The organism is Pseudomonas sp. GD03862, assembly GCF_029840855.1.
Lineage (GTDB): Bacteria > Pseudomonadota > Gammaproteobacteria > Pseudomonadales > Pseudomonadaceae > Aquipseudomonas > Aquipseudomonas alloputida.
Genome location: NZ_JAOCDI010000056.1, coordinates 13,987 through 28,986, shown reverse-complemented (window position 1 = coordinate 28,986; position 15,000 = coordinate 13,987). Strand labels below are relative to the sequence as shown.

Below are 15,000 nucleotides of genomic sequence, written 5' to 3'. Positions count from 1 at the left end.
GGGTTTACCCGCGAATACGGTAGCGGCGTCAACGGTGAACGCCTGGTGGAAATTGGCCAGCAGGGCCGGCCCTTTCGCGGGTAAACCCGCGAAGGGGCCGGTTCAGGCAAACGCCGCCAGCAAATCCTGCGCAAATACATGGGCTGCCTCGCCAACCCCCTGTGCCCGGTGCCGGGCCAGGGTGAACGGCACCCCAAAATCAAGCTCAGGGTCCAGCGCCCATAACAGCCCCTCGGCCTCCCAGGCCTGTGCACAATGGCATGGCAAGTAGCCAATATGCCGACCAGACAGAATGAACGTCAGCACGCTTTCGATCTGCTCCGCCACTGCCGTGCTGCGTCTGCTCTGGAACGGTTCGCCCCCTTTGAGAAAACGGTACGGATGGCGCACCTGGTCCATGTCCAGCAACCGCTCAAGCCCAACATCCGTTTTGCCATACAGCACATGCCCCCTGCCGCAATACAGCCGCTGTCGTTCTGCGAACAAGGGCTGGTAATCAAAGGCCGCCTGGTTGCCGGAAAAATAGCTGATGGCATAGTCCAGCCGCTGCTCCAGCAACAGCCGTTCCAGCTCCGCCGGCGGTGCACTGACAAGCTCCAGTTGCACCGATTCCTCTCGCCTGCGAAATGCCGCAATGGCCGCCGCCAGTTTCAGGCTCACCGCCTTGTCCTGATTTTCCGCCATGCCTATGCGCACAGTCCCCAGCAATCGCCCGGCAACGCCGTTGGCCTGCTGGCGAAACTGCTCGATGTTCAGCAGCAGCCCACGCGCCGCCTCCAATAGCAATTCACCTTTTTCCGTCAGGCGAAAACCACCCTTGCCGCGGCTGCACAGGCGGTAACCCAAGCGTGCCTCCAGTTGCGCCATGCGCTGGCTGATGGTGGGCTGGCTCAGGCCCAGCACGCCTTGAGCGGCGCTGAAGCCACCTGCCTCGACTACAGTGACGAACAGCCGCAGCAGGTGCAGGTCGGGATCGTGCACTTGTCCGAGCATTACATTGCTCCTGATGAATGTCAGCTTTGCAAACTTGTCATTGGTGCAATGTAACCCGGCTGGCATGCTCGCGGCATCCACCCATTTACCGAGGTGTCCGCCATGCGTCGATCGTTGTGCCTTTTGTCTCTGGTTCTGGCCCTGCCGCTGCAGGCCGAAGAGAAGGTCGTCAACCTCTACAGCTGGGCCGATTACGTCGCCCCGCAAACCCTGCAGCGCTTCGAACAGGAAACGGGCTACAAGGTGCGGTACGACACCTTTGACACCCCCGAAGTGCTGGAAACCAAGCTGTTGACCGGTGGTAGCGGCTACGACGTGGTGGTGCCGTCATCCACCGTGCTGGCCCGGGCGCTCAAGGCCAATGCCCTGCAACCGCTGGACGCTCAGGCCATGCCTGGTTATGGCAACCTCGACAAGGACCTACTGGGCAAACTGGCCGAGGTTGACCCCGGCAACCGCCATGCTGTGCCGTACACCTGGGGCACGCTGGGCCTTGGGGTAAATGTGGAGGCAGTACGCCAGCGCCTTGGCGATGTACCGCTGGACAGCCTCGACCTGTTGTTCAAGCCCGAGTACGCCACCCGCCTGAAGGGTTGCGGCATCGCTTTGCCTGACTCGCCCCAGGAGGTGATCGGCGTAGCCCTGAATTACCTGGGCAAGGACCCTTACAGCCAGAACAAGGATGACCTGGCTGCCGCGCAGAACCTGCTCAGCCAGTTGCAGCCGTCGATCAGCTACGTTGCCAACGGCCGGCAGATCAACGACCTGGCCAATGGCAGCGTGTGCCTGGCGTTGACCTACAACGGTGATGCCGCGATGGCCGCCGACCAGGCCCGTCGTGCCGGCAAGCCGTTCGAGGTGATCTACCGCATCCCCCGTGAAGGCACGCTGGTATGGCAGGACAACCTGGTCATCCCCAAGGACGCCCCGCACCCCGAGGCCGCACGGGCGTTCATCGCCTTCATGCTCAAGCCAGAGTCGGTGGCAGCGCTGACCAACACGCTGTTCTTCGCCAATGCCAATCAGGCTGCCACGCCGCTGGTGGACGAAGCGGTGCGCAACGACCCGGATATCTATCCGTCGGCCGAGGTGCGTCAGCGCCTGTATGCCGACCGCAGCATGGCCTTGGCCGACCTGCGCCAACGCAACCGTCTGTGGACCGCCTTCCGCAGCCGGCAGTAGCCCATGACAATCAAGGAGCCCGACCGTGGACCAAGCCGCAAGCAATGACCAGGCCATGACCCGCGATAGCCTGTATGGTACCGCCGCAGAAAGCACCTACGCCGGTGTTGTCAGTTTCTCCCGCCGCCGCTACAGCCGCGACTTGCGCGGTGTGGATGTGGTGGTCAGCGGTGTGCCGTTCGACACGGCCACCAGTAACCGCCCCGGCGCGCGCTTCGGCCCGCGGGCGATCCGTGCGGCCTCGGTCCAGCAGGCCTGGGCCCGCCATTGGCCGTGGGCGTTCGACCCGTTCGACCACCTGGCGGTGATCGACTATGGCGACTGCCCCTTCGACAGCGGCACGCCGCAGTCGGTACCGGACAGCATCGAGGCCCATGCCGAGCACATTCTGCAGGCGGGTTGCGCCATGCTCACCCTCGGTGGCGACCACTTCATCAGCTACCCGCTGCTCAAGGCTCACGCCCGCCGCCATGGCCCGCTGGCGCTGATCCATTTCGATGCGCACAGTGACACCTGGCCGGACGAGGCGGGCAAGCGCATCGACCACGGCACCATGTTCTGGCATGCCGCCCGCGAAGGCCTGGTTGACCCCGCCCATTCGGTGCAGATTGGCCTGCGCACGACCAATGACGACAGCCAGGGCTTTGCCATTCTCGACGCCAGGCAAGTGCACCGCCAGGGCACAGAGGCGGTGATTGCAGCGATTCGCCAGCGGGTGGGCGAGCGGCCGGTGTACCTGACCTTCGACATCGACTGCCTCGACCCGGCCTACGCGCCCGGTACCGGAACGCCGGTGTGTGGCGGGCTGAGCACGGTGCAGGCGCTGGAGATTCTGGGTGGGCTGCGTGGCATCAACCTGGTAGGCATGGACTTGGTGGAAGTGGCGCCAGCCTATGACCATGCCGATATCACCGCCTTGGCCGGGGCAACCCTGGCCATGGAGATGCTGTGCCTGTATGCGGCGCGGCACAAGGTGGACAACGGCCAGTAGATTTTTGTGGCCATTCGCGGGCAAGCCCGCTCCCACACGTGTCTCACAGGGCCAGAAATCTGTGGGTGACCGTGGGAGCGGGCGCGCCCGCGAATGGCTGCAAAGCAGCCCTCCGCGGCCCATACTGAAACATCAGGAATCATCTCCACCCGCATTCACACTTTTGCCGCGAACCCCTCGCGCCTTAGGCTATCAAACCCACCAGGCGCGGCATTTTCGTACAGGAGGTGAAGCATGACCCCGACATTGCCCATCCTGGCCCTCGGCCTGGCCTTGTGCCTGCCCGCGCACGCGGCTGCGCAGCAGCCCGTGCAACGTGCTGCCGGCAACAACAACCCTTACAACAGCCCGATCCAGCGGGCCAACCCCAACAGCCGTCAAGGCAGCATGCCGGCTGCGCCACCGGTACGTGGCCCGTCCACCGACCCGTACCAGCGCCCACCCACCCTGGACAACCGCGGCATCGGTAACGGCGACAACCTGCGTCGTCAGCAGCAAACCCCGAACCTGGAACCCACCCGGCCACCGCGCGACAACCCACGTGCGCCTTAAGCCCACTTGAAAGGAATCCGGCATGCTTCGAGCACCCTGGCTAGCCACCCTGACCGCCGCCGCGCTACTGCCACTGTGGGCGCATGCGGCGGCCGAACAGCGGTTCCCCAGCGAAGAAGGTACCTTGGTCGTCGACACGCTTGCCGATGGCCTGCGCAACCCCTGGGCCCTGGCCTTCCTGCCCGGTGGCAAGGACATGCTGGTGACCGAGCGCGCCGGCAACCTGCGGCTGGTCAATGCCGAAGGCAAGGTTGGCCCGTCGATCAGCGGTGTACCCAAGGTCTGGGCCGAAGGCCAGGGCGGCTTGCTGGATGTGGCGCTGTCACCGGAGTTCGGCAAGGACCGCACCGTCTACCTGTCCTACGCCGAGGAGGGCAGTGACGGCAAGGCCGGTACTGCAGTCGGCCGCGGGCAGCTGTCCGAAGACCGCGCCCGGCTGGAAAATTTCACCGTGATCTTCCGCCAGCAGCCCAAGCTGTCGGTGGGTAACCACTTCGGCTCGCGGCTGGTGTTCGACCGCGACGGCTACCTGTTCATCGCCCTGGGCGAGAACAACCAACGTCCCACTGCCCAGGACCTGGACAAGTTGCAAGGCAAGGTCGTGCGTATTCTGCCGGACGGCGAAGTGCCCAAAGACAACCCCTTCGTCGGCAAGGACAACGTGCGTCCGGAGATCTGGTCGTACGGCCACCGTAATCAGCAAGGCGCCGCGCTCAACCCCTGGACCGGTCAACTGTGGACCCACGAACACGGCCCGCGCGGTGGTGATGAAATCAACATCCCAAAGCCTGGCAAGAACTATGGTTGGCCGATTGCGACCCACGGCATCAACTACTCGCTGCTGCCAATCCCCGAGGCCAAGGGCGAGCATGTGGACGGCATGGTCGACCCGCACCATGTCTGGGAAAAGTCACCGGGTATCAGCGGTATGGCGTTCTACGACAGCCCAACGTTCAAGGCCTGGGACCACAATCTGTTCATGGGGGCGCTGGCCACTCAGGAATTGATCCGCTTGCAACTGGAGGGCGACAAGGTGGTGCACGAAGAACGGTTGCTCGGTGACCTGAAGGCGCGTATCCGTGATGTGCGGGTGGGGCCGGATGGTTACCTGTATGTACTGACCGATGACAAGGACGGTGCGCTACTCAAGGTCGGCCTGGCCGACTGACGCGCGCCTGCACCGAGGGTGACAGTCGGGTAGAATGCGGCATGGCCCTCGACCCCCAAACCCTCTACCAGCAAGCCCTGAGCACTCGGGGCTACGTCGCTGACCCCGCCCAGGCCCGCGTCGTCGAGGCCTTGCAAGCCTGCTTCCAGTCCCTCGAGCAGGGTCGCCCCACCCAGGGCCTCTACCTCTGGGGCCCGGTCGGGCGCGGCAAGACCTGGCTGATGGACCAGTTCCACCAGTGTCTGCGCATACCGAGCCGGCGCCAGCACTTTCATCACTTCATGGCCTGGGTGCATCAACGCCTGTTTCAGCTCAACGGCACCGCCGACCCGCTGCTCGCCCTGGCGGGGGAGCTGGCGCGGCAGATCCGCGTGCTGTGCTTCGATGAATTGTTCGTCAGCGACATCGGTGATGCGATCATCCTCGGCCGCTTGTTCCAGGTATTGTTCGATCAGGGTGTGGTGATCGTCGCCACCTCCAACCAGCCACCCGAGCAGCTCTACCGCGATGGTTTCAACCGCGAGCGGTTCCTGCCTGCCATCGCCGCCATCGGTCGTCACATGCAGGTCCTGCCGGTAGCGGGCGAGCAGGATCACCGTCTGCACCCTGGTGAAGCGCGGCAGCGCTATTGGGTAGCCGAGGCGGGGCAGGCCAGCCAGTTGGGCGAGGTGTTTCGCCAGCTCAGCCCGGAAGATGCCGGCACTGATCAGCCCTTGGGTATTGGCTCAAGGCACATTCACGTCGTGCGGCGCAGTGAGCAGGCTATCTGGTGTCGTTTCACCGATCTGTGCGATCAACCTTTGGCGGCCATGGAGTTCATGGCCTTGTGCGACCGTTTTCCCTCGATTCTGGTATCCGGCATTCCGGCGCTGGGCGGGGAGCAGCGGGCGGGGCGTATTGCCCGTGGCACCGAAGATGGCGCGGCGAGGGTAGTGGCGGGCGACCGTGAACTGCCTGCGCTGTCGCCCAAGGACGATGCGGTTCGCCGCTTCATTGCCCTGGTCGACGAATGCTATGACCGCCGGGTGGCGTTGTACCTGGAGGCACAGGTGCCGCTCGATGCCCTCTACACTCAAGGGTATCTGGCGTTCCCGTACCAGCGCACCCTGAGCCGGCTACGGGAGATGCAACTGCAACGCTTCGCCTGAAAAGGAGCCGACCATGCAGCCGTTATCGCATTATCTGCTGACCCAGGCCTATAACAATGGCTGGGCCAATCACCGCCTGTACAAGGCCTGCCTGCAACTGACCCAGGACGAGTTCGTCGCCCCGCGTTGCAGCTTCTTCCCGTCGATCAAGGCCACCCTCAACCATTTGCTCACGGTGGATTGGTTCTACCTGCATATGCTCGAGTGCGAGCAGCGCGGCGAGCAGCCCGATGCCGACGGCGAACGCTTTTTCGACCCGGAACAGCCGTTTGCCACCTGCACCGACCTGCATGCCGAGCAGGCCCAGGCTGATCACCGTTTGATCGCCTACTGCCGTGGGCTGAGTGATGGCGACCTGGGCCGCTATGTGAGCGTCGTGCGGCCTGATCGGGTGCAGCGCGAGCAGCGGCTGCGTTTGCTGGCGCATCTGTTCGAACATCAGGTGCATCACCGTGGGCAGGTGCACGCGATGCTCAGTGATACAGCGGTCAGGCCACCACAGCTGGATGAGTTTTTCTGCGAGGAAGAAGCCGAGTTGCGGGCGGGCGACTTTGCCGAGCTGGGCTGGACAGAAGAGCAGGTCTGGAAAGTGTAATGGCACCCTGTGGCAGCAGCGGTCTTGTGCAAAGTACAAAAGCGTACGCTGCCACAGGGGCCAATCATTGGCTCACTTGCCCAGCCATTCGACCAGGGTGCGATTGAACCGCACCGGTTCCTCGATTTGCGGCGCGTGCCCCATGCCTTCGAATGTGATCAGCTCACCTTTGGGTATCAGCCTGGCCACCTGCGGCCCCAACTCTGCATAGTTGCCCAACCTGGCCTTTACCTCCGGCGGCGCGATATCGCTGCCGATGGCCGTGGTGTCCTTGTCGCCGATCAGCAGCAAGGTCGGCATCTGCAGGTGCTTGAATTCGTGGTACACCGGCTGGGTGAAGATCATGTCGTAGATCAGCGCCGAGTTCCACGCCACCGCTTCATGCCCCGGCCCTTTGTTCAAGCCCACCAGCATCTGCACCCAGCGTTCGTACTCAGGCTTCCAGCGCCCGGCGTAATAGGTTTTGCGTTCATATGCACGTACGCCTTCGGCATCCAGTTTGAGTTCGCGGGCATACCACTGGTCCACGGTGCGGTAGGGCACCCCCAGGGCTTTCCAGTCTTCCAGACCGATCGGGTTGACCATTGCCAGGCGTTCCACCTGCTGGGGGTACATCAGCGCATAGCGGGTGGCGAGCATGCCGCCGGTGGAGTGGCCTAGCACAATGGTCTGCTTCACACCCAGCTGTTCGAGCAGGGCATGGGTGTTGTCGGCCAGTTGTTGAAAGCTGTACTGATAATGCGCCGGTTTGCTCGACGTACAGAAGCCGACCTGGTCGGGCGCGATGACCCGGTAACCGGCCTTGCTCAGGGCGTCGATGGTGGTTTCCCAGGTGGCGGCGCAGAAGTTCTTGCCGTGCATCAGCACCACGTTGTGGCCGTTGGCCTGGCCCTGGGCGGGCACGTCCATGTAGCCCATCTGCAGGGCCTGGCCCTGGGACTTGAAGTCGAAATGCTTTAGGGGGTGCGGGTAGCTGAAGCCTTCGAGCTGGGGGCCGTAGGTAGGCGACTCGGCAGCGATGGCCGAACTGCTGGCAAGGCAGGCCAGGGCAAGGGCGGTTGCGCGCAGCATGGGGGCACTCCGTGTAGGGCCAGGTTGAATGGGGCGACTGTAACAGGCAGTGGACCACGCGAAACCTGAAAGGTGTTACCAGGCGTGAAACCAGCCCAGGGTAATCATCGCAAGCACCGCATAGCGGCCAGCCTTGGCTAGGGTCACCAGCAACAGGAAGCGCCAGAATGGCTCACGCATTATCCCGGCGATCAGCGTAAGCGGGTCGCCGATCACCGGCATCCAGCTGAGCAGCAGCGACCATTGCCCCCAGCGTTGGTAGCGCTGCTGCGCACGCGCCAGTTGGGCTGCGCTGAAAGGGAACCAGCGTTTCTCGCGCAGGTGCTCGATGGCCCGGCCCAGCAGCCAGTTGACCACCGAGCCGAGCACGTTGCCCAGGGTAGCTACCAGCAGCAGGGTGGCCCATGCCTCGGGCTGGCGCAGCAACAGACCGACCAGCACGGCCTCTGATTGCAGCGGTAGCAGGGTGGCGGCACCAAAGGCGCTGAGAAACAGCGCCCCCAGGCTGAGCATCAGTAGTTGGCGACCACGGTGTCCTGGCCATCCTGGGTCACCCCGATGACCTGGTAGGCATCCTTGTGGTCACCCATCTCCATGCCGGGCGAGCCCATGGGCATGCCCGGCACCGCCAGGCCCTTGAGGTCGTTGCGCTTGGCCAGCAGGCGCACCTGCTCGGCCGGCACGTGGCCTTCGACGAACTTGCCGCCGATCACCCCGGTGTGGCACGACGCAAGGCGTGGCGCCACGCCGAGGCGTTGCTTGACGGCGCTCATGTTTGGCTCGACGTGGTCGTTGACGGTAAAACCATTGTCACGCAGGTGGCTGATCCAGGCCTTGCAGCAGCCGCAGTTGGGGTCGCGGTAGACGTCGATGGTCTCGGCGGCCTGGGCGAGGCCGGTGACGGCCAGCAGGCTCAGGGTCAGCAGGTGTTTGCGCAGCATGGTGAAGCACTCCTTTAAAAACGCAGGCGGATACCGGCGACCAGGCGGGTCTGGCCCAGATCTTCGCCGTCTTCTCGGGCCTGGTTGGCACGCGAGCCGTGCAGGCGGTTGTAACTGAGCCCGACGTAGGGGGCGAAGCCGCGCGTGATTTCGTAGCGCAGGCGCAGGCCCACCTCGCTGTCGGCCAGCCCCGCACCTTGTTCGCGCCCGGCGTCGTTGCGCCCGTAGAGGTTGGCCTCCAGGGTCGGCTCCAGTATCCAGCGGTTGGTCAGCAGCATAGCGTAAGCGGCTTCCAGGCGCAGCGCCGTCTGTTGCCGCTCGCCTGCATAGGCGGTGGCTTGCAGCTCCAGGCCGTACAACGGTGTGCCCTGGATGCCGAAGGCGGCCCAGGTTTGGCCACTGGCAGGCTTGAAGTCCTGGCGTACACCGGCCACCAGTTCCCACCACGGGCTCACGGCATGGCCCCACAGCGCCTGCAGCTCGGCCTTGTGGGTCTTGCCCTGTTCGCGTTCGCCTTCGGTGCGCAGCCACAAGCGGTCGATATCGCCGCCGACCCAGGCGGTGGCGTTCCAGTTCAGGGCACTGCTGCTCTCGAAGTTCTGGTATTCGAGCTTGTCCACGATCACTGCCCAGTTCAGCGCCCGGTCATGCGCCTGGTGCCCTGGCAATGGCGGGAAGGCGGCGCGGCGGTCGGCGTCGGTGATGACAGGCAGGGGCGTGCGAGGTTGGCTGGGGGAAGGCTGGTCGTGGCCCATGCTTTCATGGTTCATGGGCATGGCCTGATGGCTCATCTGGCCGTGGTTCGTGTGTTCGGAACCCGCGGCCATCGCCCGTTCACTGGCCAGCAAGGTCAGCAGCGCCACGCCTGTCACGATGCTGCGGTTGCGGGTGTCATTCATCGACGCGTACCTCGCGGAGCATGCCGGTCTCCATGTGGTAGAGCAAGTGGCAGTGGTAGGCCCAGCGGCCCAGCGCGTCGGCAGTCACCCGGTAGGAGCGTCGGCTGCCGGGCGGGATATCGACGGTGTGCTTGCGCACCAGGAACTGGCCATGCTCGTCTTCCAGGTCGCTCCACATGCCATGCAGGTGGATGGGGTGGGTCATCATGGTGTCGTTGACCAGGGTGATGCGCACGCGCTCACCGTAGGTCAGCCGCAGCGGTTCGGCGTCGCTGAACTTGATGCCGTCGAACGACCAGGCGAAGCGCTCCATATGGCCGGTCAGGTGCAGCTCAATGTCACGCGATGGCGGGCGGCCATCCGGGTCGGGGTAGGGGCTGCGCAGGTCGGCGTAGGTCAGCACGCGGCGACCATTGTCACGCAGGCCTATGCCAGGATCGGCCAGGTTTGGACGCGGTGCCATGGTCTGCATGTCCACCAGCGGGTTGCCGGTTTCACTGACCGGGTGTTGCTGCATGGCCGACATGGCGGAGTGGCCCATGCCGGCCATGCTGCCGTGGTTCATGCCCGGCATGGCATCCATACCGCCGTGGCCCATGTCCTCCATGCTCAGCACCGGGCGCGGGTCGGGGGCAGGCACCGGTGCCTGCAGCCCGGCCGCACGGGCCAGGGTGCCGCGGGCGAAGCCGGTGCGGTCCATGCTCTGGGCGTACAGGGTGTAGGCGGGTTGGTCACCCACGGTCACCAGCACGTCGTAGGTCTCTGCTACGGCAATGCGCAGTTCATCCACGCTCACAGGGGTCACCGGCAAGCCGTCGGCGGCGATCACCGTCAGCTTCAGCCCGGGGATGCGGAAGTCGAAGTAAGTCATGGCTGAGGCATTGATCAGCCGCAGGCGCACGGTTTCGCCTGGCTGGAACAGGCAGGTGAAGTTGCCTTGTGGTGGTTGGCCGTTGAGCAGGTAAGTGTAGGTGGCGGCGCTGACATCGGCGAGGTCGGTTGGGCTCATGCGCATGCGCGCCCAGGCCGTGCGTTCGGCGACGGTGGGGCTCCAGCCGTTTTCGGCCACGTCATCGATGAAGTCGCCAACCGTGCGCTTGTGGAAGTTGTACGCGTCGGACTGCGTCTTCAGCGTCGCCATCAGTTGTTCCGGCGCCTGGTCTGACCAGTCGCTCAATAGCAGCACATGATCACGCTGGTAGCGGTGCGTTTCGGGCTCGCGTGGCTCGATCACGATTGCCCCGTATACCCCGGCTTGCTCTTGCAGGCCCGAATGGCTGTGGTACCAGTAGGTGCCGCTCTGGCGCAGTGTGAACTGGTACAGGTAGTCGCCGCCGGGCTCGATGCCAGCGAAGCTCAGGCCAGGCACGCCGTCCATGTTGGCCGGCAGGATGATGCCGTGCCAGTGGATCGAGGTGTCCTGCGCCAGTCGGTTGCGCACGCGCAACGTCACAGTGTCACCTTCGCGCCAGCGCAGCAGTGGGCCGGGCAGGCTGTTGTTGACGGTCAGTGCGGTACGCGGCCGGCCTGTGATGTTGACCGGGGTCTGGCCAATGAACAGCTCGAAATGCTGGCCGGCCAGATCTCGGCCTTCGGCGGCCTGGGCCAGCGGGCGCCACAGACCCAGGCCCGCCAGCGTGCTGGCGGCGCCCAGGCCTTTGACAAACATACGGCGGGAGGGGTTGCGCAACATGGCGTGGCCTCATGCGGAAGAGCCACGATGTTCGCTGCCGCCTGCTGTCAGGTAGCTGAGGTGCACATTACAGTGTTGTCAGCTTGCTGCTTCGTCGATGCGCAGGTCGCGCATCAGCAGGCCGTAGTCGAGGGCAACCTGTTCCGGGATCGGCAGATACACCACATGGCCATCGCCCGGTGCGACCTCGATGGCGTGCTGCTGGCGGTTGCACAGGCGGTGCAGGTCGAAGTGGTAGTTACCGCGCGGGGTCATCAGCTCCAGATGGTCGCCCACGGCGAAGCGGTTCTTCACCTTGACCTCGGCCAGGCCGTCGACGCGCACGCCAGTCAGTTCGCCTACGAATTGCTGGCGCTCGGACACCGAGTTGCCGCGCTGGTAGTTCTGGTACTCGTCGTGCACGTGGCGGCGCAGGAAACCTTCGGTGTAACCGCGTTGCGCCAGGGATTCGAGGTTGCCCATCAGGGCGCGGTCGAATGGTCGCCCGGCCACCGCGTCGTCGATCGCCTGGCGATACGACTGTACCGCGCGGGCACAGTAGAAGTGCGATTTGGTGCGGCCCTCGATCTTCAGCGAATGCACGCCCATCAAGGCCAGGCGCTCGACGTGCTGGATGGCGCGCAGGTCCTTGGCGTTCATGATGTAGGTGCCGTGTTCGTCCTCGAACGCCGGCATTTCAGTGCCGGGGCGGTTGCTTTCCTGCAGCAGGAACACTTGGTCGGTGGGTGCACCCAGGCCCAGGGTGGGCTGCACTTGGCGCACGATGTCACCGGTGGCGTTCTCGGTGGCCGGCGTGGCGTCGTACTTCCAGCGGCAGGCATTGGTGCAGGTGCCCTGGTTGGCGTCACGCTTGTTGAGGTAGCCCGACAGCAGGCAACGGCCGGAATAGGCCATGCACAGGGCGCCGTGCACGAACACTTCCAGTTCCATGCCCGGCACCTGCTGGCGGATTTCCTCGATTTCGTCCAGCGACAGCTCCCGCGACAGGATCACCCGGCTCAGGCCAAGTTGCTGCCAGAACTGCACGCTGGCCCAGTTGACGGTGTTGGCCTGCACCGACAGGTGCACCGGCATCTGTGGGAAGTGCTGGCGCACCAGCATGATCAGGCCGGGGTCGGACATGATCAGCGCGTCCGGCGCCATCTCGATCACGGGTGCCAGGTCCTTGAGGAAGGTCTTGAGCTTGGCATTGTGCGGGGCGATGTTGACCACCACGTAGAAGCGCTTGCCCAAGGCGTGCGCCTCCTCGATCCCCAGTGCCAGGTTGGCGTGATCGAACTCGTTGTTGCGCACCCGCAAGCTGTAACGCGGCTGGCCGGCGTAGACCGCATCGGCGCCGTAGGCAAACGCGTAGCGCATGGTCTTGAGGGTGCCGGCGGGGGCCAGCAGTTCGGGCTTGGCAGTAGGGTTCATGTGCGCACCGGGGCAAAAGGCGGGGATGCTAGGGTCGATGGACAAGGTGCGTATTGATTTGCGTCAAGTGAGCACGGCACTTTTGTCCAGGCGCGGTGCACTAATCACTCATAAGCCATTTGAGGAACTGCGATGAACGAAACCGCGCTACAGAACAAGGCCCTGGCAGTACTCTTGGCGTTGGTGACCATTGCCTTCTTCTGGATTCTTCTGCCGTACTACGGCGCAATCTTCTGGGCGGTGATCCTCGGCATCCTGTTCGCCCCGCTGCAGCGTCACTTGCTGATCCGCTGCGGGCGGCGGCGTAACCTTGCCGCGGCCACGTCCACGCTGGTGTGCCTGCTTGTGGCGATCCTGCCGGTGATCATCATCAGCGCCCTGCTGGTGCAAGAGGGCGCCACGCTGTACCAGCGCATCGAAAGCGGGCAGCTGGACATTGCCGGTTACGTCGAGCGCGGCAAGGACATGCTCCCGGCATTCGTCCAGCGTGGGCTGGACAACATGGGCATGGGTAACCTTGACGGTTTGCGTGACAAGATCACCAAGTGGGCAACCCAGGGTAGCCAGGTATTGGCCAGCCAGGCGTTCAGCTTTGGCCAGGGCACATTCGAGTTTCTGATCAGTTTCGGCATCATGATGTACCTGCTGTTCTTTTTCCTGCGTGATGGCCCGGAAGTTGCGCGCCGGGTGCGGATGGCCGTCCCGCTGCCCGAGCACCAGAAGCGTCGTTTGCAGTTGAAGTTCAATCGTGTGGTGAGGGCGACGGTGAAGGGCAACGTGCTGGTGGCTATTACCCAAGGTGCGTTGGGAGGCTTTATTTTCTGGGTGCTGGATATCCCGAGTGCGTTGGTGTGGGCGGTGCTGATGGCGTTTCTGTCGCTGCTGCCGGCGGTGGGCGCGGGCATCATCTGGGCGCCGGTGGCGGCGTATTTCCTGCTGACCGGGGCGATACTGCAAGGGGTGGTGCTTACCGCGTTCGGGGTGCTGGTGATCGGCCTGGTGGATAATGTGTTGCGGCCAATCCTGGTGGGCAAGGATACGCGCATGCCGGACTACCTGATCCTGGTATCGACCCTTGGCGGGCTGGCGGTGTTCGGCCTCAACGGCTTCGTGATCGGCCCATTGATCGCGGCGCTGTTCGTCTCCAGCTGGGCAATCTTTGCCGCGACCAAACCGCGGGTGCAATTGCCACAATAGCGTTCTAGCTCAGGTTTGTCGGCCGTAGGAGCGGGTTCACCCGCGAAAGGGCCGGCCCTGCTGGCCAATTACCACCCGCCATTCACCGTTGCCGCCGCTACCGTATTCGCGGGTAAACCCGCTCCTACGCCGGATCGGGGGTGGACACGCATCGATGGTTGGGCGCGGGCACCGTCGTGTAGGAGCGGGTTTACCCGCGAAGGGGCCGGCCCTGCTGGCCAATTACCACCCGCCGTTCACCGTTGCTGCCGCCACCGTATTCGCGGGTAAACCCGCTCCTACACAGATTGGTGGCGGACACACATACAGCGAAACCGCAGGGGTCAGAAGGCTTGCGGCATCTCGCCCTTGGCCAGGCGCCGGTTGATGTCGGCAATCACTTCGGGCAGGTCGTTGATGGTGTCGATCAGGTAGTGCGGGCGGGAGCCGGCAAACAGTGCATGGATGCGCTGGCGCTCGCTTTCCAGTTTCTCGGCACTCAACGCCCGGAAGCCTTCCCAGGTCAGGCCCAAGGCATTACCCGAGCAGACCAGCGCCACGGTCCACATGCCGGCACGGCGGCCTTCAAGAATGCCTGGCACGGTGTCGTCCACCTTCACGCAGGCCGCTACATCGTCAATCCCCAGCGCAATCACGTTGGCCAAGGCCTGTGCCGGCCATGGTCGGCCGTTCGGGGTTTCGTCGGTGGCCACGACATGGTCGGCTACGTAGCCGTTCTGCGCCGCCAGTTCCACCACCTTGTCCATCACCACTTTCGGGTAACCCGAGCACGAGCCGATCTTCAGGCCGTCCTGGCGTAGACCGGTGAGGGTGTCCAGCGCACCGGGGATCAGTGCCGAGTGCACGGCGATCTTCTCGATCTGCAGCGGCATGAAGCGGTTGTAGATGGCGGTGACGTCATCATCGGTCGGGGTACGGCCGAACACCTTACGGTAGCGCTCGGCAATTTCCGGTACGTCGCACAGGGTGCGGATATGGTCCCATTTGCCCATGCCCATCGGGCCTCGGGCTTCCTCGATCGACACCTGCACGTCGAACTCGGCAAAGGCCTCGACAAAGATCTGGGTGGGAGCGAATGAGCCGAAATCGACCACGGTACCAGCCCAGTCGAGGATGGCGGCTTGCAATTGGGTGGGGTTGTTGTAGTTCATGTGCGC

At 64.1% G+C, this 15,000-nt stretch carries 15 protein-coding genes; 7 read left to right on the top strand and 8 right to left on the bottom strand.

The features are described from left to right. Window positions 1–102 precede the first annotated feature (102 nt). The gene (locus N5D53_RS24945) at window positions 103–993 is read right to left on the bottom strand and encodes a LysR family transcriptional regulator (RefSeq protein ID WP_064491661.1); all 891 of its coding nucleotides are present in this window, start codon (window positions 991–993) and stop codon (window positions 103–105) included. A 102-nt stretch (window positions 994–1,095) separates the two neighbouring features. On the opposite strand from N5D53_RS24945, the gene N5D53_RS24940 reads away from it, so the two are divergent. The 6 genes from N5D53_RS24940 to N5D53_RS24915 all read left to right on the top strand — a co-directional run bounded on the left by N5D53_RS24940 (window position 1,096) and on the right by N5D53_RS24915 (window position 6,629). After that, window positions 1,096–2,175 (top strand): extracellular solute-binding protein, encoded by a 1,080-nt coding sequence (locus tag N5D53_RS24940; protein ID WP_064491662.1) that lies wholly within the window; start codon window positions 1,096–1,098, stop codon window positions 2,173–2,175. A gap of 25 nt (window positions 2,176–2,200) precedes the next feature. After that, window positions 2,201–3,166 (top strand): agmatinase, encoded by a 966-nt coding sequence (gene speB, locus N5D53_RS24935; RefSeq protein ID WP_004576768.1) that lies wholly within the window; start codon window positions 2,201–2,203, stop codon window positions 3,164–3,166. Between the two features lie 234 nt (window positions 3,167–3,400). Next, window positions 3,401–3,718 carry a hypothetical protein gene (locus tag N5D53_RS24930; RefSeq protein WP_010953180.1) on the top strand — a complete coding sequence of 106 codons (318 nt, stop codon included), beginning with the start codon at window positions 3,401–3,403 and terminating at the stop codon, window positions 3,716–3,718. 22 nt (window positions 3,719–3,740) lie between these two features. Next, complete coding sequence (locus tag N5D53_RS24925; RefSeq protein WP_104887313.1) at window positions 3,741–4,886, top strand: PQQ-dependent sugar dehydrogenase; 1,146 nt, start codon at window positions 3,741–3,743, stop codon at window positions 4,884–4,886. A 41-nt stretch (window positions 4,887–4,927) separates the two neighbouring features. Further along, window positions 4,928–6,034 carry a cell division protein ZapE gene (gene zapE, locus N5D53_RS24920; RefSeq protein WP_010953182.1) on the top strand — a complete coding sequence of 369 codons (1,107 nt, stop codon included), beginning with the start codon at window positions 4,928–4,930 and terminating at the stop codon, window positions 6,032–6,034. 13 nt (window positions 6,035–6,047) lie between these two features. Further along, window positions 6,048–6,629 (top strand): DinB family protein, encoded by a 582-nt coding sequence (locus N5D53_RS24915; protein ID WP_010953183.1) that lies wholly within the window; start codon window positions 6,048–6,050, stop codon window positions 6,627–6,629. Between the two features lie 72 nt (window positions 6,630–6,701). Here the strand turns inward: N5D53_RS24915 and N5D53_RS24910 are convergent, their stop codons facing one another. The 6 genes from N5D53_RS24910 to yegQ form a co-directional block, all read right to left on the bottom strand. Then, window positions 6,702–7,700: an alpha/beta hydrolase gene (locus N5D53_RS24910; RefSeq protein ID WP_010953184.1), complete on the bottom strand. Its 999-nt coding sequence runs from the start codon at window positions 7,698–7,700 to the stop codon at window positions 6,702–6,704. A gap of 75 nt (window positions 7,701–7,775) precedes the next feature. After that, on the bottom strand, window positions 7,776–8,213 hold the full coding sequence (locus N5D53_RS24905; protein ID WP_104962177.1) for a YqaA family protein: 438 nt from the start codon (window positions 8,211–8,213) through the stop codon (window positions 7,776–7,778). Then, entirely contained in the window at window positions 8,213–8,641 is a 429-nt protein-coding gene (locus N5D53_RS24900) for a DUF411 domain-containing protein (RefSeq protein ID WP_010953186.1), read from the bottom strand. The genes N5D53_RS24905 and N5D53_RS24900 overlap by 1 nt, the downstream gene beginning before the upstream one ends. Before the next feature lie 14 nt (window positions 8,642–8,655). Further along, window positions 8,656–9,540 carry a copper resistance protein B gene (locus N5D53_RS24895; RefSeq protein WP_279840999.1) on the bottom strand — a complete coding sequence of 295 codons (885 nt, stop codon included), beginning with the start codon at window positions 9,538–9,540 and terminating at the stop codon, window positions 8,656–8,658. Then, window positions 9,533–11,233 (bottom strand): copper resistance system multicopper oxidase, encoded by a 1,701-nt coding sequence (locus N5D53_RS24890; RefSeq protein WP_279840998.1) that lies wholly within the window; start codon window positions 11,231–11,233, stop codon window positions 9,533–9,535. Before N5D53_RS24890 ends, N5D53_RS24895 begins: the two co-directional genes overlap by 8 nt. A 78-nt stretch (window positions 11,234–11,311) precedes the next feature. Further along, window positions 11,312–12,646: a tRNA 5-hydroxyuridine modification protein YegQ gene (yegQ, locus tag N5D53_RS24885; protein WP_049587511.1), complete on the bottom strand. Its 1,335-nt coding sequence runs from the start codon at window positions 12,644–12,646 to the stop codon at window positions 11,312–11,314. Window positions 12,647–12,778: 132 nt separating this feature from the next. On the opposite strand from yegQ, the gene N5D53_RS24880 reads away from it, so the two are divergent. Then, window positions 12,779–13,843 carry an AI-2E family transporter gene (locus N5D53_RS24880; RefSeq protein ID WP_070384147.1) on the top strand — a complete coding sequence of 355 codons (1,065 nt, stop codon included), beginning with the start codon at window positions 12,779–12,781 and terminating at the stop codon, window positions 13,841–13,843. Between the two features lie 323 nt (window positions 13,844–14,166). Here the strand turns inward: N5D53_RS24880 and phnX are convergent, their stop codons facing one another. After that, the gene (phnX, locus tag N5D53_RS24875) at window positions 14,167–14,994 is read right to left on the bottom strand and encodes a phosphonoacetaldehyde hydrolase (protein ID WP_003250077.1); all 828 of its coding nucleotides are present in this window, start codon (window positions 14,992–14,994) and stop codon (window positions 14,167–14,169) included. Window positions 14,995–15,000 lie beyond the last annotated feature (6 nt).